General features: G+C 53.8%; 11 protein-coding genes, 2 tRNA genes, 3 rRNA genes and 1 pseudogene. 13 read left to right on the top strand and 4 right to left on the bottom strand.

Features of this window, described 5'->3' with window-relative positions; genetic code table 11:
- Positions 1 to 149: 149 nt before the first annotated feature.
- Positions 150 to 2,768 carry an ATP-dependent chaperone ClpB gene (clpB, locus tag LEP6406_RS0223325; RefSeq protein ID WP_008314628.1) on the bottom strand — a complete coding sequence of 873 codons (2,619 nt, stop codon included), beginning with the start codon at positions 2,766 to 2,768 and terminating at the stop codon, positions 150 to 152.
- 528 nt (positions 2,769 to 3,296) lie between these two features.
- On the opposite strand from clpB, the gene LEP6406_RS0223320 reads away from it, so the two are divergent.
- From LEP6406_RS0223320 to LEP6406_RS0223295, 6 genes are all read left to right on the top strand, one after another.
- A 16S ribosomal RNA gene (locus LEP6406_RS0223320) occupies positions 3,297 to 4,789 on the top strand.
- A 120-nt stretch (positions 4,790 to 4,909) separates the two neighbouring features.
- Positions 4,910 to 4,983 (top strand) — tRNA-Ile (locus LEP6406_RS0223315).
- A gap of 6 nt (positions 4,984 to 4,989) precedes the next feature.
- Positions 4,990 to 5,065 (top strand) — tRNA-Ala (locus LEP6406_RS0223310).
- Positions 5,066 to 5,197: 132 nt separating this feature from the next.
- A 23S ribosomal RNA gene (locus tag LEP6406_RS0223305) occupies positions 5,198 to 8,077 on the top strand.
- Positions 8,078 to 8,174: 97 nt separating this feature from the next.
- A 5S ribosomal RNA gene (rrf, locus tag LEP6406_RS0223300) occupies positions 8,175 to 8,291 on the top strand.
- Together the 16S, 23S and 5S rRNA genes with 2 tRNA genes alongside form the textbook arrangement of a ribosomal RNA operon.
- A 72-nt stretch (positions 8,292 to 8,363) precedes the next feature.
- Entirely contained in the window at positions 8,364 to 8,636 is a 273-nt protein-coding gene (locus LEP6406_RS0223295) for a DUF3143 domain-containing protein (protein ID WP_008314630.1), read from the top strand.
- A 33-nt stretch (positions 8,637 to 8,669) separates the two neighbouring features.
- Here the strand turns inward: LEP6406_RS0223295 and LEP6406_RS0223290 are convergent, their stop codons facing one another.
- Together LEP6406_RS0223290 and LEP6406_RS0223285 are read right to left on the bottom strand one after the other, a co-directional pair.
- Positions 8,670 to 10,202: a family 10 glycosylhydrolase gene (locus LEP6406_RS0223290; protein ID WP_202807550.1), complete on the bottom strand. Its 1,533-nt coding sequence runs from the start codon at positions 10,200 to 10,202 to the stop codon at positions 8,670 to 8,672.
- 268 nt (positions 10,203 to 10,470) lie between these two features.
- A complete protein-coding gene (locus LEP6406_RS0223285; protein ID WP_008314633.1) occupies positions 10,471 to 11,673 on the bottom strand; it encodes a glutathione S-transferase family protein in 1,203 nt (400 codons plus the stop codon).
- Positions 11,674 to 11,841: 168 nt separating this feature from the next.
- On the opposite strand from LEP6406_RS0223285, the gene LEP6406_RS0223280 reads away from it, so the two are divergent.
- From LEP6406_RS0223280 to LEP6406_RS0223270, 3 genes are all read left to right on the top strand, one after another.
- On the top strand, positions 11,842 to 12,126 hold the full coding sequence (locus tag LEP6406_RS0223280) for a 2TM domain-containing protein (RefSeq protein WP_008314635.1): 285 nt from the start codon (positions 11,842 to 11,844) through the stop codon (positions 12,124 to 12,126).
- The gene (locus LEP6406_RS0223275) at positions 12,123 to 12,428 is read left to right on the top strand and encodes a DUF3181 family protein (protein ID WP_008314637.1); all 306 of its coding nucleotides are present in this window, start codon (positions 12,123 to 12,125) and stop codon (positions 12,426 to 12,428) included. The genes LEP6406_RS0223280 and LEP6406_RS0223275 overlap by 4 nt, the downstream gene beginning before the upstream one ends.
- Before the next feature lie 99 nt (positions 12,429 to 12,527).
- Positions 12,528 to 12,893, top strand: a complete 366-nt coding sequence (locus tag LEP6406_RS0223270; protein ID WP_008314639.1) for a hypothetical protein — start codon at positions 12,528 to 12,530, stop codon at positions 12,891 to 12,893.
- A 166-nt stretch (positions 12,894 to 13,059) separates the two neighbouring features.
- Here LEP6406_RS0223270 and LEP6406_RS35540 read toward each other — a convergent pair.
- A pseudogene (locus LEP6406_RS35540) lies at positions 13,060 to 13,227 on the bottom strand (transposase); the annotation flags it as partial.
- A gap of 127 nt (positions 13,228 to 13,354) precedes the next feature.
- Here LEP6406_RS35540 and LEP6406_RS30670 point away from each other — a divergent pair.
- The 4 genes from LEP6406_RS30670 (at position 13,355) to LEP6406_RS0223240 (ending at position 22,139) form a co-directional block, all read left to right on the top strand.
- A complete protein-coding gene (locus LEP6406_RS30670) occupies positions 13,355 to 14,188 on the top strand; it encodes an SH3 domain-containing protein (RefSeq protein ID WP_008314643.1) in 834 nt (277 codons plus the stop codon).
- 1,136 nt (positions 14,189 to 15,324) lie between these two features.
- Positions 15,325 to 16,440 (top strand): glycosyltransferase family 4 protein, encoded by a 1,116-nt coding sequence (locus tag LEP6406_RS0223255; protein ID WP_008314645.1) that lies wholly within the window; start codon positions 15,325 to 15,327, stop codon positions 16,438 to 16,440.
- 680 nt (positions 16,441 to 17,120) lie between these two features.
- Positions 17,121 to 19,439 carry an amylo-alpha-1,6-glucosidase gene (locus LEP6406_RS0223245; protein WP_008314650.1) on the top strand — a complete coding sequence of 773 codons (2,319 nt, stop codon included), beginning with the start codon at positions 17,121 to 17,123 and terminating at the stop codon, positions 19,437 to 19,439.
- Between the two features lie 381 nt (positions 19,440 to 19,820).
- The gene (locus LEP6406_RS0223240) at positions 19,821 to 22,139 is read left to right on the top strand and encodes an NACHT domain-containing protein (RefSeq protein WP_008314652.1); all 2,319 of its coding nucleotides are present in this window, start codon (positions 19,821 to 19,823) and stop codon (positions 22,137 to 22,139) included.
- The last annotated feature ends 54 nt before the right edge of the window (positions 22,140 to 22,193 follow it).

Here is a 22,193-nt window from a genome sequence, read left to right as displayed (position 1 = left end):
ATTTGATTCTGGATTTCCTCTGCCGCAAAGAGTTCACCTAAGGGCAATTCGATCCGCGTCCAAGTAGAAACCCGTAGTATTTCCTGGGAAAATCTCTAGTTTTCAACTTGGACTAGGTTTAGATTCCAGTAATACAGAGGGACATTGGGCTAGACCGTAGCGAGTTCTGGGGCAAGACGTTTGAAAACCAAGCGTTCTAGTTCCACATCGGCATAGATGCGATCGCCATTTTGAAACTCGCCCCGCAAAATTCCCTTGGCAAGCGGCGTCTCCAGTTCTTTCTGAACTGCCCGCTTCAGCGGTCGTGCGCCATAGACCGGATCAAACCCGACATGGGCCACCCAGTCCAAAGCCTCCTCCGAAAGAGTCAGTGTCATCTTGCGATCGCTGAGCCGCTGTTCTAGGCGACGGATTTGTAGCTTCACAATTTGTCGTAGTTGCTCCAAGCGCAGACTGTGGAAAATGATCATCTCATCTACCCGGTTGAGGAACTCAGGGCGAAACTGAGACCGCATCGCTTCCATAACGCGATCGCGCATGAGGTCATACTTCTCATCATCCCCCGCCAGATCCAGGATGTACTGGGAGCCGACGTTGCTCGTCATGATCACCACCGAATTGCGAAAATCCACCGTGCGCCCCTGGGAATCCGTCAAACGGCCATCATCCAGCACCTGCAACATGATGTTGAAGACATCGGGGTGGGCCTTCTCGATTTCGTCGAAAAGGATCACCGCGTAGGGGCGGCGACGAATTGCCTCCGTCAGTTGTCCCCCCTCCTCAAAGCCCACATATCCAGGAGGCGCACCAATCAGACGGGCGACAGCATGTTTCTCCATATATTCCGACATGTCAATGCGAACCATCGCCTCTTCCGTGTCGAACATATAGGCTGCCAGCGCCTTGGCCAGTTCCGTCTTACCCACCCCCGTTGGTCCTAGGAAAATAAAGCTGGCAATGGGACGGTTGGGATCCGCGAGCCCTGCCCGCGATCGCTGAATGGCATCCGCCACCGCTGTCACCGCCTCATCCTGACCGATGACCCGCTGGTGTAGCTCGTCCTCCAGGTGCAGCAACTTCTCCATTTCCGAGGCCACCAGCTTGCTGACGGGGATCCCCGTCCACTTGGAAATGATCTCAGCAATATCCGTCTCCGTCACTTCCTCCCGCAGCAGGGAATGACCGCTGGTTTGGGCATTACTCAGATTCGCCTCCGCCCCCTCCAGCCGTCGCTGGAGATCGGTGAGCTTGCCATACTTCAACTCCGCCGCCCGGTTGAGGTCGTAGTTGCGCTCCGCCTGTTGGATTTCAATATTGACGTGATCCAGCTCCTCCTTCAGCTTTTGGATGTTGTCGATGAGATCCTTTTCCGCCTGCCATTGGGCATTCAGGCTGGACTGAGTTTCCTTCAGATCCGCTAGTTCCTTCTCAATGCGCTCCAGCCGATCCACAGAAGCAGGGTCCGTCTCCTTCTGTAGGGACAGCTTTTCCATTTCGAGTTGGATCACCTTTCGATCAATCTCGTCCAACTCCTCCGGTTTGGAGGTGATTTCCATCTTGAGCTTGGCAGCAGACTCATCCACCAAGTCAATGGCCTTATCCGGCAAAAAGCGATCGCTAATGTACCGAGTGGAGAGCACCGCCGCCGCCACCAAGGCATTGTCGGCAATTTTTACCCCGTGGTGGACTTCGTACCGTTCCTTCAGCCCCCGCAGAATAGAAATCGTGTCCTCAATCGTGGGCTGGTCAATAAAGACCTGTTGGAAGCGGCGCTCTAGCGCGGCATCCTTCTCTATGTATTTACGGTACTCATCCAGGGTAGTGGCTCCAATACAGCGCAGTTCCCCCCGTGCCAGCATCGGCTTCAGCAGATTGCCCGCATCCATGGCTCCTTGGGTGGCTCCGGCCCCAACGACGGTATGGATCTCGTCGATGAACAGCACCATCTGTCCAGCAGATTCCTGCACTTCTTTCAGAACTGCCTTCAGGCGCTCCTCAAATTCACCCCGGTACTTAGCCCCAGCGATCAATGCCCCCATATCCAGGGCAATGATGCGGCGATCCCGCAGCGACTCCGGCACATCCCCGTTGATAATGCGTTGAGCTAATCCTTCCGCGATCGCGGTTTTCCCCACCCCTGGCTCCCCGATCAGCACCGGATTATTCTTCGTGCGTCGGGACAGAATCTGCACCGTGCGGCGGATCTCATCATCTCGGCCAATGACGGGGTCCAGCTTGCCCTCGCGAGCCAAGTCCGTTAGGTCGCGGCCATATTTTTCTAGGGCTTCGTACTTGCCCTCGGGATTCTGGTCAGTCACTTTCTGATTGCCTCGTACTTCCTTAATGATGGCGCGCAGTTTGTTGCCATCCAAGCCAAATTCCTTAAACAGAGCCCTGCCGAAGCGCTCATCCTTAGCGTAGGCCAGCAGCAGATGCTCAATGGAAATATACTCGTCACCAAAGTCTTTGCGATGACCGTCGGCCCGATCCAGTAGTTGATCTAAACTGCGCCCCAGGTACACCGATCCCCCTGCATTGCTGATCTGGGGCTGCTTGCCAATAAAGTCCGTAGTGCGATCGCGTAGATTTTGCACATTCGCCTCCGCCTTATTAAAGACAGAGGTAGCTAACCCTTCTTGCTCCAGCAGCGCCTTCATCAAGTGCTCACTCTCGATCTGCTGGTGCTTAGCTTCCTTAGCGATTTCTGGCGTCCGCACAATGGCCTGCCACGCCTTCTCCGTAAATTGGTTGGGATTAGTGGGCTGCATAGAATCGCTCCTCCGGCCTGCCTCTACTCCTCCACTATGCAGGCTAGGGAAAAATCTGGGGAGCGTAAGTCCGTATGTCTAAGGTGGCGATCGCCCCACCCCTCTCCCTCAACTCCAGTCCTTAAGCCCACAGAGTGACTGGGCAGTATCACCGGAAAAATAGCCAAGACCAGAAAACTCTTTTTTGCCCTTCCCCAGAAAAGCTAGGTCTAGAGAAGCAGAACCCTTGTGTAGCGGGGATTCTAGTGCCCCCAAAAATTGCTCGTCAAAAGTATTGACAGCAAACAGGAACGGGGGTTACATTAGTAAAGCGCTGAGGGAGGAACGGGTTGCGACCTGAACTTCTTGAGGCGAGGACCTCGACAGAAGAATATAGCTTGAGAGCCAGAAAACTTGGGTCTCGTCAAGAATTAAATTGGCAATACTGTAGCACAGAGATGAGCTGCGAGTAAAGCTAATCAGATAGATTCTGGATACGAGAGTATTCAGGGTTTAACTTTTCGATATATGGGATTTATAGTCCTGTACAACATGGAGAGTTTGATCCTGGCTCAGGATGAACGCTGGCGGCGTGCTTAACACATGCAAGTCGAACGGAGTGTTTTCGGACACTTAGTGGCGGACGGGTGAGTAACGCGTGAGGATCTGCCCTTAGGAGGGGGACAACTACTGGAAACGGTAGCTAATACCCCGTAGGCCGAGAGGTGAAATGATTTATTGCCTAGGGATGAGCTCGCGTCTGATTAGCTAGTTGGTGAGGTAAAGGCTTACCAAGGCGACGATCAGTAGCTGGTCTGAGAGGATGATCAGCCACACTGGGACTGAGACACGGCCCAGACTCCTACGGGAGGCAGCAGTGGGGAATTTTCCGCAATGGGCGCAAGCCTGACGGAGCAACGCCGCGTGAGGGAGGAAGGTCTGTGGATTGTAAACCTCTTTTCTCTGGGAAGAAGACCTGACGGTACCAGAGGAATAAGCATCGGCTAACTCCGTGCCAGCAGCCGCGGTAAGACGGAGGATGCAAGCGTTATCCGGAATTATTGGGCGTAAAGCGTCCGCAGGCGGCTAGATAAGTCTGCTGTTAAATATCACAGCTCAACTGTGAGACGGCGGTGGAAACTGTATAGCTAGAGTACGGTAGGGGTAGAGGGAATTCCCAGTGTAGCGGTGAAATGCGTAGATATTGGGAAGAACACCAGTGGCGAAGGCGCTCTACTGGGCCGTAACTGACGCTGAGGGACGAAAGCTAGGGGAGCGAAAGGGATTAGATACCCCTGTAGTCCTAGCTGTAAACGATGGATACTAGGTGTTGCGCGTATCGACCCGTGCAGTACCGAAGCTAACGCGTTAAGTATCCCGCCTGGGGAGTACGCACGCAAGTGTGAAACTCAAAGGAATTGACGGGGGCCCGCACAAGCGGTGGAGTATGTGGTTTAATTCGATGCAACGCGAAGAACCTTACCAGGGCTTGACATGCCGCGAATCCCTTGGAAACGAGGGAGTGCCTTCGGGAGCGCGGACACAGGTGGTGCATGGCTGTCGTCAGCTCGTGTCGTGAGATGTTGGGTTAAGTCCCGCAACGAGCGCAACCCACGTCTTTAGTTGCCATCATTAAGTTGGGCACTCTAGAGAGACTGCCGGGGACAACTCGGAGGAAGGTGTGGATGACGTCAAGTCATCATGCCCCTTACGTTCTGGGCTACACACGTACTACAATGCTTCGGACAAAGGGCAGCCAGCCAGCGATGGTGAGCTAATCCCATAAACCGAGGCTCAGTTCAGATTGCAGGCTGCAACTCGCCTGCATGAAGGAGGAATCGCTAGTAATCGCAGGTCAGCATACTGCGGTGAATACGTTCCCGGGCCTTGTACACACCGCCCGTCACACCATGGGAGTTGGCCACGCCCGAAGTCGTTACCCTAACCTTTCGAGGAGGGGGGCGCCGAAGGTGGGGCTGATGACTGGGGTGAAGTCGTAACAAGGTAGCCGTACCGGAAGGTGTGGCTGGATCACCTCCTTTCAAGGAGACCAAACCATCTTTATCATCGGGAAAAGAAGTATATACCGAGATAGAGAAGGTCATCCTAAGGTCGTTCGAGATTCGAGATAGAAGGCACTCAAGCTATAGGTCGAGGGACAAGGGCTATTAGCTCAGGTGGTTAGAGCGCACCCCTGATAAGGGTGAGGTCCCTGGTTCGAGTCCAGGATGGCCCACTGCGTGGGGGTTTAGCTCAGTTGGTAGAGCGCCTGCTTTGCAAGCAGGATGTCAGCGGTTCGAGTCCGCTAACCTCCACCACCGCGAGAGAGATTTCAGCATAGTGTTGATAAAGAGACATCATGCTGAGTTCTGAGAACCCAGTAAGAACCTTGAAAACTGCATAGAAAGAGAGTCAAAAGGTAGTACGAACAGACATCAATGTTGATGGAAGGTCAAGCTATAAAGGGCTCACGGTGGATACCTAGGCACGTAGAGGCGAAGAAGGACGTGGCTACCGACGATATGCTCCGGGGAGTGGGAAGCACGCAATGATCCGGAGGTTTCCGAATGGGGCAACCCAATATACGGCCATCTGAATATATAGGATGGCGCGAGCGAACGCAGCGAACTGAAACATCTTAGTAGCTGTAGGAAGAGAAAGCAAAAGCGATTCCCCCAGTAGCGGCGAGCGAAAAGGGACCAGCCTAAACCATTGGTTATTACCAATGGGGTTGTGGGACAGCGATATGGAATCCGGCGGCTAGACGAAGCAGTTGAGAACTGCACCAGAGAAGGTGAAAGTCCTGTAGTCGAAAGTTCAAGGATACTAGCTGAATCCCGAGTAGGTCGGGGCACGAGAAATCCCGATTGAATCATCGAGGACCACCTCGAAAGGCTAAATACTACTACGTGACCGATAGCGCATAGTACCGCGAGGGAAAGGTGAAAAGAACCCCGGGAGGGGAGTGAAATAGAACATGAAACCGTGAGCTTACAAGCAGTTAGAGCTCGATTAAACGAGTGATAGCGTGCCTGTTGAAGAATGAGCCGGCGACTTATAGGCACTGGCAGGTTAAGCCGGGAATGGTGAAGCCAAAGCGAAAGCGAGTCTGAAAAGGGCGATAGTCAGTGTTTATAGACCCGAACCCGGGTGATCTAACCATGTCCAGGATGAAGCTTGGGTGACACCAAGTGGAGGTCCGAACCGACTGGCGTTGAAAAGCCAGCGGATGAGGTGTGGTTAGGGGTGAAATGCCAATCGAACCCGGAGCTAGCTGGTTCTCCCCGAAATGTGTTGAGGCGCAGCGGTAGTGATTATAGATGGGGGGTAAAGCACTGATTCGGTGCGGGCTGCGAGAGCGGTACCAAATCGAGTCAAACTCTGAATACCCATCGAACACACTGCCAGTAAGACGGTGGGGGATAAGCTCCATCGTCAAGAGGGAAACAGCCCAGACCACCAGCTAAGGTCCCCAAATAGATGCTCAGTGGTAAAGGAGGTGAGAGTGCTCAGACAACCAGGAGGTTTGCCTAGAAGCAGCCATCCTTAAAAGAGTGCGTAATAGCTCACTGGTCAAGCGCTCTTGCGCCGAAAATGAACGGGACTAAGCATTTTACCGAAGCTGTGGACTTATTTCGATAAGTGGTAGGGGAGCGTTCTGTAGTAGTGAGAAGCGTTAGCGAAAGCAGGCGTGGACGAGGCAGAAGTGAGAATGTCGGCTTGAGTAGCGAAAACATTGGTGAGAATCCAATGCCCCGAAACCCTAAGGGTTCCTCCGGAAGGCTCGTCCACGGAGGGTTAGTCGGGACCTAAGGCGAGGCCGAAAGGCGTAGTCGATGGACAATCGGTTAATATTCCGATACTGAGTATGGATTGTGGCGGGGGACGGAGAAGGCTAAGTCATCCGGGTGATGGAATACCCGGTCCAAGTATATGAGGTGATGAGGAGCGGCGAAAACGTTCTGAGCCGAGATACGAGAGCGATCCGTTACGACGGAGAAGTGACTGACGTCAAGCTTCCAAGAAAAGCCCGAACCACGATAATCCATATTCACCCGTACCCGAAACCGACACAGGTAGGGTAGTTGAGAATACTAAGGGGCGCGAGATAACTCTCTCTAAGGAACTCGGCAAAATGGCCCCGTAACTTCGGGAGAAGGGGTGCCACCGAGAGGTGGTCGCAGTGAAGAGTCCCAGGCGACTGTTTACCAAAAACACAGGTCTCCGCTAAGTCGCAAGACGATGTATGGGGGCTGACGCCTGCCCAGTGCCGGAAGGTTAAGGAAGTTGGTCAGTCTTCGGATGAAGCTAACGACTGAAGCCCCGGTGAACGGCGGCCGTAACTATAACGGTCCTAAGGTAGCGAAATTCCTTGTCGGGTAAGTTCCGACCCGCACGAAAGGCGTAACGATCTGGGAGCTGTCTCGGAGAGAGACTCGGCGAAATAGGATTGTCTGTGAAGATACGGACTACCTGCACCTGGACAGAAAGACCCTATGAAGCTTTACTGTAGCCTGGAATTGGGTTCGGGCTTTGACTGCGCAGGATAGGTGGGAGACTGTGAATTATTCCTTGTGGGGAATAATGAGTCACTGGTGAGATACCACTCTGTCAAAGCTAGAATTCTAACCTTCAGCCGTTATCCGGCGAGGGGACAGTTTCAGGTGGGCAGTTTGACTGGGGCGGTCGCCTCCTAAAAGATAACGGAGGCGCGCAAAGGTTCTCTCAGGCTGGTTGGAAATCAGCCATTGAGTGTAAAGGCATAAGAGAGCTTGACTGCGAGACTGACAAGTCGAGCAGGGTGGAAACACGGCCTTAGTGATCCGACGGTTCCGCGTGGAAGGGCCGTCGCTCAACGGATAAAAGTTACTCTAGGGATAACAGGCTGATCTCCCCCAAGAGTTCACATCGACGGGGAGGTTTGGCACCTCGATGTCGGCTCGTCGCAACCTGGGGCTGGAGTAGGTCCCAAGGGTTGGGCTGTTCGCCCATTAAAGCGGCACGCGAGCTGGGTTCAGAACGTCGTGAGACAGTTCGGTCCATATCCGGTGCAGGCGTAGGAGCATTGAGAGGATTCTTCCTTAGTACGAGAGGACCGGGAAGAACGCACCGCTGGTGTACCTGTTATCGTGCCAACGGTAAACGCAGGGTAGCCAAGTGCGGAGCGGATAACCGCTGAAAGCATCTAAGTGGGAAGCCCACCTCAAGATGAGTGCTCCCATGGGGTTAACCCAGTAAGGTCACGGGAAGAACACCCGTTGATAGGCTCTAGATGGAAGTCCAGTAATGGATGAAGTCGAGGAGTACTAACAGACCGAGGGCTTGTCCTACCATCATTAGTTCGTACTATGACTCTTAATCTATGCAGTCCTCAGGGCTCTCTCTATCAAATGTGAAAACATAGGTGGCTGATAGCTCTATAGCTTTCCTGGTGCCCATGGCGATGTGGACCCACTCCGACCCATCCCGAACTCGGTTGTGAAACGCATCTGCGGCGAAGATACTTTGGGGGTCGCCCCACGGGAAAATAGCTCGGTGCCAGGTTATTATTCAAAGGCCCCATCACTTTTATATAAGTGATGGGGCTTTTGCTTACTCCTCTAAATAATCGTTGCTATGGCCCTGCCCAGTGTCCAGACTCCCCTCTATAACCATCCTCTTCCTGAGATTGAACAGTGGCTACGAGATCATGGCTGCCAGCAGGATGCGGATGATCTCCACCGTTGGCACCTGGATACGCCCGACTGGCAGGCCGATATTGTGCTGGAAATTGACGCCCTAGTGGTGCTTTATCTCTGTGCTGATGGACAAGGCCAGGATGTGCAGCGGGTGTTTAAATATTCTCTAAGTCGTCAAGACTTGGACGAGGCGATTTTTTCTGGCCCCTGAGGTCTGCTCCTGAAGGATCTTTGGGTAGTGAACCTACAGTTGGCAAAATTTGCGGGTGCGATCGAACTCTGGATCCTGCCAAGAATAGGCAAAGTGGCTGACGGAGTTGACCTCTGGGGTTGACCGCTGCATGGCCTGCATTTGAGCCTCTAGGGAAGGTCGGTTGCGGACTGACTGGCCCCAAACCCCTGCGAGGACGGGCTTGACGAACTGGGTACCCCGAGGCCCCGCTGTTGCTAGCACTTGGCGAATCTCCTCCAGAATGCATCCCGTATTACCACAGACTGCATAGGCCATGGGGTGCCAGGACATCCAGGTGGGAAAGCGATCCCAATATTGTAGGCGGGAGTCGTAGCCACCGCTGCCCACTGGACGGTTGCCACTGGGGAAAAACACCGCTCCCGAGGGGATGCCCTGCTGTTGAGCAACTTGACCCATGCGGGTGAGGAAATCGACAACGCCTTGAACCGCGTGGGCCACGCTGAGTCGCCACAGTTCATTTTGTAACTGGGGACGGCGGATGGATGTGGGTTGGGATTGCCAGTCAGGGGTAGGAATGTGGCTTTGCCACAGGACATCCCCTTCACCAGGAAAGAGGGTATTCACCTCGTCAATGTCGGCATCCAATAGATAGCCCCGGCTAAGGTACCGGCGGATCAGTTCTCGCCCTTTTTGGTTCATGGCCCGCTGAAATAGTGCTTGACGGGCAGATTCTCCGTAGATCCAGAGATCCTCTACCCGGCTGACTACGGAATGGCTGCCTGATCCTCGGGGATACCGTATGTAGTCGAAGAGGATGCTGCGAGGCTGGCGACGCGCGATGCTCTGGAGCATCTGTTGAAAGTCTTGCTGGGCCTGGAAGCTGTAGGGGTCAATGAAGACTTCTTCTGGGTTGCTGATGGCTCCACTGCGGGCAAAGGCTAGGGTATCTTGGCCGCGACCGTTGCGGGCTAGGTTAGAGGCGCGATCGCTGCGTTGTCCGTAGGTATAGCCAAAGTTGAGGGTGAAGACCCAGGCATGGACATCTAGCCCCCGTTGTTGTCCCTTGGAGATGGCTTCTGCCAAGAGATCTCGTCGCTCGTAGCCTTGGGAATTAACGACTGTGGGCCAGACGGTGGGGTTGTCGGCACTGGGTAAGAGAACTTGGCCGCTGTAGAATACCTCGACGTAAACCTGGTTGTAGCCTAGGTTCAGAATACGGTCCATTACCGCTTCTAAAATACCGGGCTGGAGATCGCAGGGATAGAGCCGGACCCAGATGGCTTGCTCTTGAGGCCAAGTCGTCTGGCGACAGCGTTGGAGGGCGGCGCTATGTTCCTGAATAATCGTGAAATATTGGGAGCGGGCTTGGGCATCACCGTTAAAGGCAGCCTGCCGCAGGTTTTCTTTGCGGGAAGCCTCTGCTTGGGTAATTTGGCAGTAGCTGTTGAGTTGCGCGATCGCGGATCGAGGTGGGGTTAGGGCGACAAGAGTAGAGGTTGTCAGTCCCAGGGCTATGAGGGATTTTGTCCAATGCCTGAGTTTCGCTGATACTAGCTGATGCTGAGAGAACATTTTCTGAAACATGATGTGTTGAAGATCCGCCTTGAACCCAATGAATTTCGAGCCTGCACCCCCTGCGATGGTCTTCGACCGGCCTCTGGCCATCGCATTTCAGCATTTCCCTTAATAGGTGACAAAAGCTGCGCATCAGCTTAGCATCACTCTCTCAAAACAGTACTCTCTGCTAAAGGGACGTATTTCCTGTAACCGGGCGTTCCTCCATGACTCCAGTTCTGGTGCACCTGCACAATTCTGGGTTCTCCGGAACTGGGCAGGGCGGGTTTTGAGTGATCTAGGGAGCAAAATTAGCAGGATCCTGGTCCCGGCGATGCTGAAGGAGAATGGGGGGGCCTTGGCGCTCTCCTACGAGGGCTGCTGTGTCTTCTAATGCCTGTCGCAGCCGCTTACCCGCATAGATGGACATATCGCGGGGGATGCTAATGCGATCGCGCAGATAGCGCAGGGCGATATCAGAACCGGGCGGTGGTGTACAAGGTTTTCCTGTAATCAGGTGGGTAAGAGCACAGCGCAGCGCCGTGTCAAAGGTGGCATCATTGACGGGATTGATGCGAATAATGTTGTTCCGGTGTTTGATCACCCGTTGTAAGGCTTCCTGACGGGAGAATTCCGGCTCAGGATAGGTCACATCCGGTAAGCCCATCCAGGGACCGTTATCCACCCTGGCCTTGTTGATCTCCATCTGGGGTGTACCGTTTTCGTAGCAGCCCCCCATCTGGGGCGGCAGATCGTGGGCGTGGGTATGGAAATCGCTCTGGGTACCGCGATAGGTGGGGCGACTCTCCATGGCATCGAACCAGGCGGACAGGTGCGGGTTTTCCTCCCGCAGAGAATACCCCTTGTAGTAGTAGAGGCTGGCATTCATGCGTTCAACGTAGGGCGTGAAAACCACATCAGCGGTGCCAAAATTTTCCAGGAAGTAGGGGCCGGGAGTGTGGCTTAACGCTTCCTCTACCTGGGTCACCACACTGATAAATTGATCACGGCTTCCCTGTTCCTGACGTGGGGATCGGGTGGGATAGCAGAGCCAGGTACACCAAGCGCGGAACAGCCGCCGTTCCAACTGGCGCAGAGGCAGCACTGTCGGATCGGTCATAGCTTGCTCCAGGGGACCAAAGGCCCGTTCTAGCGCCAGCAAAATGTCATCACTTTCTGTGATCACGCGCCCATCTAGCTCCAGGGCGGGCAGCATCCCCGAGGGCACGATGCGCTTATACCACTGCTCCTTCTGCCCGTAGCAGAACATGGTGACCTTCTCGATGCGGTAGGGAATGCGCTTTTCCTCTAGCCACAGCCAGACCTTCTGGCAATAGGGACACCAGGCATGATTGTCGCGGTATAGGGTAACCCGTACATCGGTTTCAAACTGGCCAAACAGGCGCAGTCGGGACTGGGAATTGGTCGGCCCATGGATGGGATCACGATGAAAATCAGTGAGGGTTTCGAGCTCCGACCAACTCAGGGGAGAAATTATCATGGTTGCAGCTTAAGCATTTTATGAAACAAGGCTATATAAAGTATTCCATCTAAAAAATCTTCCTGTGGATCAAAATCTTCTCGGAGATCGATTTCTGCCAGGTCGTGTCAATACCCGCTGCCTTCTACAATACGAGCAAGACCTAACTGCCTATTTTGGAGTGTTTCCATGCCCCCCCGCTGGCCCCGCAAGCCTGACCGCCGCGATCCCGCCTACCGTCGTTTGGAGGATCGCCTCAACTTTGCCCTGCATGTGGCCTTTTTTGCCGCCATCAATTCCGGGCTGTGGTTTGCCCATCAGCTCAATGCCGATTGGGTACCTTGGGTCAGCTTTGTGACGTTCCCTTGGCTGGCTTTGCTAGCAGTCCATGGGGGCTATATTTTTGCGATCGCAGATTACTCTGGCCCCTACATCCCGGCTACTGATGACAACCCCGAGGAGAACAGCCCATGACCTCAGTTCCAGCAGAAACCTTAGAGGCTTTAGCTGCCAACATTGGCGAAGCGGTTTACATTGATGTCGCCAAGTGGCACCTGTACCTCAACGATGCCAAACTCCATACCCTCTTGGCTGAGAAGTTCTACCCGGTTTTAGATGAAAACCGCCTTTCTGAGAAGGTAGTGACAGAGGTTCTACAAACTACCCTGATTCCTATCGGGGCGGGTCGCCGGTCGATTCCCCTGCAAGACCTGATTCCGCCCAGAGGGGAGACAGCCCTACTCCAGGCCCTCGAAGACTTTCAGGCCCACTTTTAATGGCGTCTGGACTGGCAAATTTGTCGCGATGGCAAAAATCTAACGTTACAAATGACGTTAAGATAAATGAACAGCGACTCATGCGTCCAGGAGATTTCCATGACCGGTTTCATTCGTGGTTTGTTTGGCGGCGGTAAAAAGCCTCGCACACCGAAGCCCCCTAAAGATGAGAAAGCCTTTTTTCTGGATGAGAATGAGGCCAAAACCTTTGGCGATATCGACTACATGCGTACATCCAAGATGGTGAAGCGGACCTTTGCGCGGAAAAAGGGGCAGACCGAAGAGGTGGAAATTGTGCGCCAAGTCTCCGCAATGGATAAGGTCGATGTGCGTGACCAGTCCCAGCAGTCTCAACCGGGAGCGCCTCAAGCCTCTCAACCCAGTGGGAGTGAGCAGGCCAATCGCCGCACCGCCGACAGCAGTATGGACATGTTCCGCAATATGGCGCGGAACATCAAGAAGTAACCTGTTTCGCTGTGTTCATTGGGATAGTACTCCAATGGACACAGTATTTGTACTTAACCTGAGTTCGGGTTAAGCGGCTTGAGGGAGAGCAAAGTCAAAATTGAGTGATGGCTTCTTGGGCTGATGACAGTAAGCAATTAAGCCACAGATGACATTGATCATTGAGCAAGCTCTCCACCGGCTTACGGTCATCAGTATTGCCCGGTGTGATCTCAATATTGAGCAACTCGTCCTGGTCATTCACTACCAGATGGAGTTTGAAGCCAAAGAACCAATCCACCGAGGTTTTGCCACGAGCCGCTATGCCTCGGAAGACTTTGTGGCGGCGGATGCGACCCTATCCATAAGGGGGGCCTACTGATACTTAGTTTTTCACCCTTCAGCTTACAAAGCCCCTCCTTTCCTCATCCCGAACTCAGGTTACACTAGCTAGTCGATTGGTTGTTCACGCCTCTTAAGCCATGACCTTGAGAATGCCTGCCTTGGTATTCGCGATCGCAACTGGATTTGCCCTAACCGTCAGTGGCTGCCGTTGGGGAAACCCATCCGAGGGAGACGATAGCCCTGCCATTCCAGACGCCACCTTTGCTGACCCCACCGTTGCAGCGGGGTCAGTGCGCCCTGATATCTCCCTAGAGGACACCGAGGTTGACGCCATCTCGGACGAGCAATCCTTGGGGGAAGGTCGCGCCCTTAACCCAAACCAGTCGGCAGTCCTCACGGCCCAGTCTACCGATGCTGAGATTAATCTTCGCACCAGCCCTAGTACTGAGGCAGAGGCTAAGGGCTATGGCCTTGTGGGCGATCAGGTACAGTTGCTGCGCTCCATCGAAGGGGAGGATGGCTACACCTGGTACTACCTGCGCCTTGATACAGCCGGTACTGAAGGATGGATCCGGGGAGATTTTGTCGATGTCACACCCGCCAACGGCCCCACTGCCCAAAATACGGCCCAGGAGCAGGAAGCCCTAACAGAAGCCCTAGGTGGTGCGTGTCGGGGTGTTGAGAATGTCTCCCACTACTACAGCACCCCCAACTACACCATCTACATTTGCCATGTGGGCAGTAGCGTCCTGTACGTGGGCCACGAAAAAGGCGTCTCCCAAATCTTGGTCAGCCGCGATGTTACTGCGGTTCGGGGCTCCCAAGCCGACTACGTAGCCACCAGCGGCAACTTTGAATACCGCATCAGCCCCCAGGAACTGGTGGTCTACCGCATTGACGATGCCGGAGCCTACACCCAAGTCTTGCAAGAAGCCGTTGCCACCGCTGAGAGTTATAGCAGTCGATTCTAAAAACGATGCGGCATGATAGCGGGTCTCGGTGTCTAAACGAGACTGTCCGCCCTTCTTGAATGGGCGCTTACTCGTGGCTACGATGATCACACCGATGGGGTAGGGGCATTCTGCTCTGCGTCGCTAGCCTCAGTTGCGACGGAAATCTCGTTTGATGACTCCTCGCCTCAGGGCTCTAAATCGCTTGATGTGATGGGCACCTCTGTCGCTGATGAGGTCTCGGTTTCGGGCCTTGGCTTTGACTGATATGGGGTTATCTGACGACGGTAGAACTCATCGCCCCACTTTAACCCTCATGGGGCTTAAGAAAACTAGAATTGATCGGCCTGATAGCCAGGGGAGAGTAAACCTTTAACCATGCCTGAGCTTAAGCAAAGTATAATGAATATATGAAAGAAATAAATTGCTAATGCTTTCCGGGGCTTTAGACGTGCAGTAGGAACCTGCAAAGGTCTATCCCGTTTCTACAATTTTTACAGTCCCACTCGCGGAAAAGTCGTTCTGCTTCTACACCCTAAACCCTTCTCCCAAGGCAAGTTATTGCTTATATAGCAATCCTATTTGATTTCCGAAAACTTTGTAGTATGGGTTACGCTGTGCTTCACCCACGCTACGAACAGGCTTACTCAAAGCTCATGCAGGATCACTATAGCAATTCCCTAATAGATAATATAGCGGTTCTCACTCGGGTTAAGTACAGGCAAGGGGCTGAAGCCCCTTGTTCGCCAAGGTGTCATTAAGTTGAGGTGTACCTCATACATTAGGGAATCGCTATAGAATTTCTTGGCAGTGGCCCCTAAATTCCCCGTTCGCGAAGCGTGCCCAGGGGCAAACACGGGGGACTTTGAAATCCTTCATGTGTATGAGTGATAGCCCAGGGCGGGAGAGCGACTTTGCATCTGGCTCCGTTTTTGCCTTTTTGGGAGTAGTCTATAGGGCGTGCCTAAGTGGAGCCGGGGGATGTAGAGCTTGCTCTTTACTCAGGGTGGTGACATAAGTTTGCAAAGACAAGATGCACCTTTGGGTATGGGTAAGAGTTGATCTGGTTTTGGGCTTAACTATTGTCGAGAACATAAATTTACCAGAGTTGAACTAAACCGACTGGATTCCCAGTCTTAACATCATGGAGAGGCTTTATGCGAATTGCCCAGGTTACGCCGCTATGGGAACAGGTTCCGCCTTTGGGGTACGGTGGCACTGAGGTTGTCGTCAGTTTATTGACGGAAGAACTGGTGCGACGAGGGCATCAGGTAACGTTGTTTGCGTCGGGAGATTCTCAGACCCAAGCTTTGCTAGAGCCAGGGTGTGAGAAGGCGCTGCGATCTTTAGGGGTTTTACCCCCCGAATATGCAAATTATGAGCAACGTCAACTCGATAAGGTTTTCAATGGTCTAGGGGAGTTTGACATTATTCACTCCCATATGGATGCTGCCGCGTTATCCCGGACCCATCTCAGCCAGACTCCAGTAGTCCACACGCTACACGGACCGTTTAGCCTTGCCTCTGAGACAATATTTGGCCAATATCGGCAGCAGAATTTAGTCAGTGTGTCTAATTCTCAGCAGCGGTCTGATTTGGGGCTGAATTATGTGGCTACGGTCTACAACGCGATCGCAATTGACCAATTCGACTTCTACCTCAAGCCCCAAGTCCCGCCCTATCTGGCTTTCTTAGGGCGCATGTCGGTAGAAAAAGGCCCCCATCTGGCCATCAAGATTGCCCAGCGTACCGGCTGGCCCCTGAAAATGGCCGGCAAGGTTGACTTTGAAAACCGTGAGTTTTTTGATCGAGAGGTGGCCCCCCATATTGATGGTGAACAGATTACGTTTTTAGGAGAAGTGAGCCAGTCCCTGAAGAAATCCTTGATGGGTCATGCTACGGCAACATTATTTCCGATTACCTGGCCCGAACCCTTTGGCCTAGTGATCACCGAGTCGATGGCCAGCGGTACCCCGGTGATTGCCCTGGCCCTGGGGTCGGCCCCAGAGCTAATCGTGGATGGCGAGACCGGATTTCTGTGTCACAGTTTGGACGCTTGTGTTGAGGCGGTGGCTCAAATTCATCGCATTAGTCGCCAGACCTGCCGGGATCATGTGGTGCGTAATTTTGGCGTGGGACGTATGGTGGATGGCTATGAGGCGGTGTATCAGGGGGTAATGGGCGATCATCGTCCCCCCGCTACGAGGGCAACCCGCGATCGCACCAGCACCTCAACAAAAAATCAAAACTTATTTTCCATACCGCTTCCCTAAATATCTCCCCTCATACCTTCACACCCGCCATAAGGGCAACCATCCTACGACTCGGTTGCTCCGGAGGAGCAACCGACCCAACCCAAAATGTTGGGTAATGTACGGAAGAAACAGAGAAAAGCCTGTCATTCCGAGCGAAGGGAGGAATCTCGGTCTTGGCCACAGAGGGAAGTGTCTTAGAAGCCGTTAGGCGAACAGGGCAAGCAAGGGATTGCCCCTACGGATCCAGATCAATATCGGTCATCCGGAAACTGGGCAGAGCGGGTTTTGAGGTTCCCATCCTGGATTTCCCGACCAACACGAGCCAAACTCGCCCCTACGGCGACATCCTGCATTGGGCGCGGAAACCGCGCCCCTACCCCCACGTCCCAATATCGGTCACCCGGCAACAAGGGCAACCACCCTTCGACTATGTTGCTCCTCCGGAGCCGCTACGCGAACAGGGCAGGCAAGGGATTGCCCCTACGGAATTAACATCCATCTTGGATTTCCCGGCACTGGGTAGGGCGGGTTTTGAGCCTCCCATCCTGGATTTCCCGACCAACACGAGCCAAACTCGTCCCTACGGAATTTACCCCACCCCATCACCCCATCACCCCTCCACCCCATCACCCCTCCACCCCATCACCCCATCACCCCTCCACCCCATCACCCCCTACTCCCCCTAAGGAAACGACACTATGACCGAGTCTGCTAATTTAGGCGCGCTGGAGATAGCCTCGGCGGCATCAACCCTCAATATTGTGGAGTCAGATGGTCGCACCTTTGCCCCAGCCCAGCAGGTGCCGATTCCAGAATGGCCTTGCACCACGACCCGGCGGCAGCAGCCCACCTTGACCCTCAAAGACAACGACTTGTTTTTGATTACCAATACCTTGGGCAATATCGCCTGCGGCGACGATCAGGCGACCACTAGCCTGGGGCTATTTTGTCGAGATACCCGGTTTCTTAGCCGTTTGGAGCTGCAATTTGAAGGGATGCCCCCCGTGTTGCTTAGCAGCACGGCTCAGCGGGGGTTTGCCCTGTCGGCCCTGTGCGCTAACCCCTACATCGCGAGCGATGATAGCCGCAGTGAAATTCGGGCTGAAACCATTGGCATTCAGCGCGATTTGGTGCTGCAAGGGGGGCTGTTTGAGGAGTTGGCCCTAACCAACTACAGTACGGAACCCGTTGAGTTTGAACTCAGCCTGAGCTTTGATGCGGATTTTGCCGATCTGTTTGAAATTCGTGGGCGAGTGCGGCAGCACACCGGCACGCTGCTGCGTCCGGTTCACCTGGTAGAAGAATTTGCTGACACTAGTCCCCTGTTTGACGATGGCGTGATCACCAGCGATAGGGACGAACTCACCCTTGCTTACCAGGGGGTAGATCAACTGCTGATGGAGTCGAGAATTCAGTTTTACCAGCGACGGCCCGATCGGATGAAGGGGTATACGGCGATCTGGCGGGTGGCGCTACAACCCCAAGCCACTGAGGTCTTGGGCTATCGCTTGCAGCCGTTTCTAGACAGCCACCCGGCCTCCACCGTGGGCCTACCGGCAACCCTGAGTCAAGCGGTGGCAGCAGAAACCATGGAAGAACAGCAGTGGCGGGAGGGGGTAACCTGCATCCGCACCGACAACCGGGCGCTGAACCAGATTATCGAGCGGGCTGAGCAGGATACCTACCTGCTAGGGCAAACCTTTGGGGATGGCAAGGTTCTGTCGGCAGGGATTCCCTGGTTTGCCACGCTGTTTGGGCGCGATTCGCTGATTGCGGCGATGCAAACCCTGATGTTTAACCCCGCCTTGGCTCGCCAAACCCTGACAGTGCTGGCCGAGTATCAGGGCCAAAAGCAGGATGACTGGCGAGAAGAAGAGCCGGGTAAAATTCTCCACGAGCTACGGTTTGGGGAAATGTCGCGCAGTGGTGAGGTACCCCACACCCCCTACTACGGCACGGTGGATGCGACGCCTCTGTGGCTGATGCTCTATGCCGACTACTATGCCTGGAAGGGCGATCGTACTCTGCTGGAAGATCTCTGGCCCCATGCCCTGGAGGCGATGGCCTGGATTGACCGCAGTTTGGAGCCAACCGGCTACGTGACCTACCAGTGCAAATCGGCGGGGGGGCTGGGCAACCAGGGCTGGAAAGATTCCGGCGACTGCATGGTAGATGGGGCGGGGAAGTTGGCCAAGGGTGCGATCGCACTTTCTGAAGTGCAGGGCTACGTCTACGCCGCCAAGATACGCCTAGCCCCCCTAGCGGAGCTGATGCAGCGGCCCGATCTGCGCGATCTCTGGCGGGACGAAGCCCAGGCCCTCAAAATGCGCTTTGAACAAGATTTTTGGCTACCCAAAAAGGGCTACATCGCCCTCGCCCTAGATGGTCAGGGCAATCCGGTTGATAGCATTACCTCTAACCCCGGCCACTGCCTGGGTCTGGGTATTCTCTCCCCCGAAAAGGCCCGTAGCGTAGCCGAGCGCTTGCAGGCCCCAGATATGTTTAGCGGTTGGGGCATTCGCACCCTCAGCAGCAGTTCTCCCGCCTATAACCCCATGGGCTACCACGTGGGCTCGGTGTGGCCCCACGACAACGGCATCATTGCCGCCGGGTTGAGATCCCTCGGCTACGTTGAACAGGCATTAGAAATTGCCCAGGGCATTTTTGACATGACCAGTCTGCAACCCTACCAGTGCCCACCGGAGCTGTTTTGCGGGTTTGAGCGCACCCCCACCAATCGGCCCGTGCGCTACCCAGTGGCCTGCTCACCCCAGGCATGGGCCACGGGCACGGTATTTCAACTGTTGCAGATCATGGTGAACCTGGTGCCCGATGTGGCCAACAACTGCCTGCGGATTGTGCAGCCCACCTTGCCCACCTCGGTGAGCTACATGTCGATCAACAACTTCAAGGTGGGCCAGACCCTGCTCGACTTAGAGTTTGAACGCTCCCACGAGGCTACTGCCTGCCGGGTTGTACGTAAGCGGGGCAACCTCCGGGTGGTAATTGAGGTGTGAGGGAACCCGCTGATCTAAAGGGAGAAATCAAACACTCCAGAAAAAAGGCGCTAGCATGAAATTCGTATCAGAAATACCTCGATTAATGACTGTATAGCGCCTTTTTAGAGGCTGAACCCCTTGAAGTAATAGCGTCCCTTAAAACCGCTGCCATGCAAAAGCAGTAGGTCTCCACCGACTGTTACTCCGATCAGATACCCCCGTGGGTGGCGAGTTGCAACCCTTTTGGTATGACTGCGCTAGTGTCTGTGCGGGCATGGCTTCTAGCCAACCATCCTTAAACTTGTGTTAGTCAACCAATGCCCTAAGACAACTACTACCTCTGTTTGAATTGTTTGAAGAATTGTTTGGATTCAAAATTTAAGATGGACTTTTTACAACATGGCCAAGCGATCACTGGAGGCATCGCCCGCAGGTATTCAGCGGGCTAAGCGCGCGTTTGCGCTCAAAGGATGGACCCAAGAAAATTTGGCGGGGGAGATCAATCTCAAGACCCGTCAACCTATTTGGCGGTTTTTTACTGGACAGCCAGTAGACCGCCAGGTGTTTATGGATCTCTGTCAGGTGCTGGATTTAGACTGGCGCGAGATTGCCGAAAATCCGCCAGCAGAGTTTCTTGACCCTGGGGAGAGTTTGGAACTACAACCGCTGACGATTGATGAACTGGTGGCAGAGGTGCGATCGCAACACCACGACACCATTCAGCATCAGTGCGGCATTCTACAACTGCTCGACATCAGGCACCCCGTCAACATTGACGACATCTATGTAGATGTCAATATTTTAGAAGCCGTTGCCAACCAGCAATTTCTTGAGGTTTCTGCCCTAAACAATCTAGACCCTGCCGATTTTAACCGGATGGGGCTAGGAATCATTGAACAGCCTCAGATCCCCGGTGTGGAAGCGGTAAAAAACTACGGGAAACTGCGGGTGCTGGGCAAGCCGGGGATCGGTAAAACCACCTTTTTGCAGCACCTAGCCGTGCAGTGCAACCAGGGCGACTTTGCGCCCGAACAAGTGCCCATTTTTATTGTCCTCAGAGCGTTTGCCGAAGCAGCTAAACGTCAAAACGACTTTAGCCTGTTCAACTATATCTACCAAACTCTGGTGCGATCTGGCCTCAGCGACCCCACTCAGCTTGAAAGGTTGCTCGTCGAGGGGCGGGTGCTGGTGCTAATGGATGGTATGGATGAGGTGCTAAACCAGGATATCAACACCATTATCAGAGAGATTCGAGGCTTTTCTGATAAATACCATCGCAACCGGTTTGTGGTATCTTGCCGCACCGCTGCCCAAAAACTTGCCCTGCACGGCTTTACCGATGTCGAAATCGCCCCCTTTAGCGCAGCACAAATTACGACCTTTGCCCAAAAATGGTTTGTGACCCTAGGCAAAACTGCCACCTCCCCAGGACAGATCCAGGCGGCGGAGTTTATCGAGAAACTTGACCTCCCCGAAAACTGGCAGTTTCGCCAACTGGTGGTCACGCCTCTCTTTTTACACCTTTCCTGCTGGGTCTTTCAGGGCGAAGGGCAGTTGCCAACTAAGCGCACAGCATTTTATAAGCAGGGGCTAGACCTGCTACTAGGTAAATGGGATGAAACCAAAGGGGTGAAGCGCGACGACGCCTATCGTGGCTTTTTAATACCTCAAAAAATGAGGCTTCTGAGTCAACTGGCAGCCGTTACCTTTGAGCAAGGACAATACTTTTTTGAGCAGCGCGTCATTGAGCAATACATCGAAGATTACCTGAGAAATTTGTCTGGGGTGACCCTAGAGCCAGAAGAACTTCAGCTTGAAAGTGAGGCAATGCTTAAGGCAATCGAAGCCCAGCATGGACTGCTGATCGAACGCGCCCGAGGGGTTTTTTCCTTTTCTTATCTGGCCTTTCAAGAATATCTAACGGCGCGCAAGATAGTCGCCACTCATAACCTGCGAGCTTTAGAGCAAGCCCTGGGTGGACTGGTCAGTCACATTACCGACCCCCACTGGCACGAGGTATTTTTGCTCACTGCTGCCATGCTGCGCAGTGCCGATTCCCTAGTGCAGTTGATGAAGCAGGAGATTGATGCCCTAGTGGCCCAAGATCCCCATCTGCAAGACTTTTTGATGTGGGCTAGCCAAAAATCCCAGAGCATTCCCACCGAGCCAAAACTGGCCACCACCCGCGCCTTTTATCTAGCCCTGGCCCAAGACTCTCCCACCGCTGACCAGTTTGCCCTAGCCAGCACCCTCGATCAGGGCATCTTTTTGGACGCAGCGCTGGAACATTTGTTGCGGGAGTTTGTCATCGACCACAGCCAAGATTTTGCCTACGCCCATGCCTGTAGTGAAGCCCTCAACAATATTCTGGTAATCGTTTTAGATGCGGGGTTTTATAAGTCGCTGCAACAGCTTAAGGAACAATTGCCTGTGTCTCACCAAAGCCAAGAGCAACTGCAAACCTGGTGGCAAAATAACTACGCGAACTGGGTTGAGCAGCTTAAAAGCTCCGTGGCTCAATATCGCAATATTCACCACCCCTGGCAGTTTAGTCCTGAGCAAGAGGAGGTGCTAAAGCACTACTATGATGCCAATCAACTGCTGATAGATTGTTTGAACAGTAACTGTGAAGTCACCGAAACCATTCGCCAAGAGATTGAAGCCACACTGCTGCTGCCCCAAAAGGAACTGGAAGATCGAGAATGGCAGGGCAGTTGAAACGAATTGTATAGAAACGAGTTGCACAGAGTGGACTTAATAAACCATTCCTTT

The sequence above is a fragment of the Leptolyngbya sp. PCC 6406 genome, from assembly GCF_000332095.2.
Taxonomy (GTDB): Bacteria; Cyanobacteriota; Cyanobacteriia; order Phormidesmidales; family Phormidesmidaceae; genus PCC-6406.
Note: the sequence above shows the minus strand (reverse complement) of the source record. Positions and strands in the feature narration are given on the sequence as shown.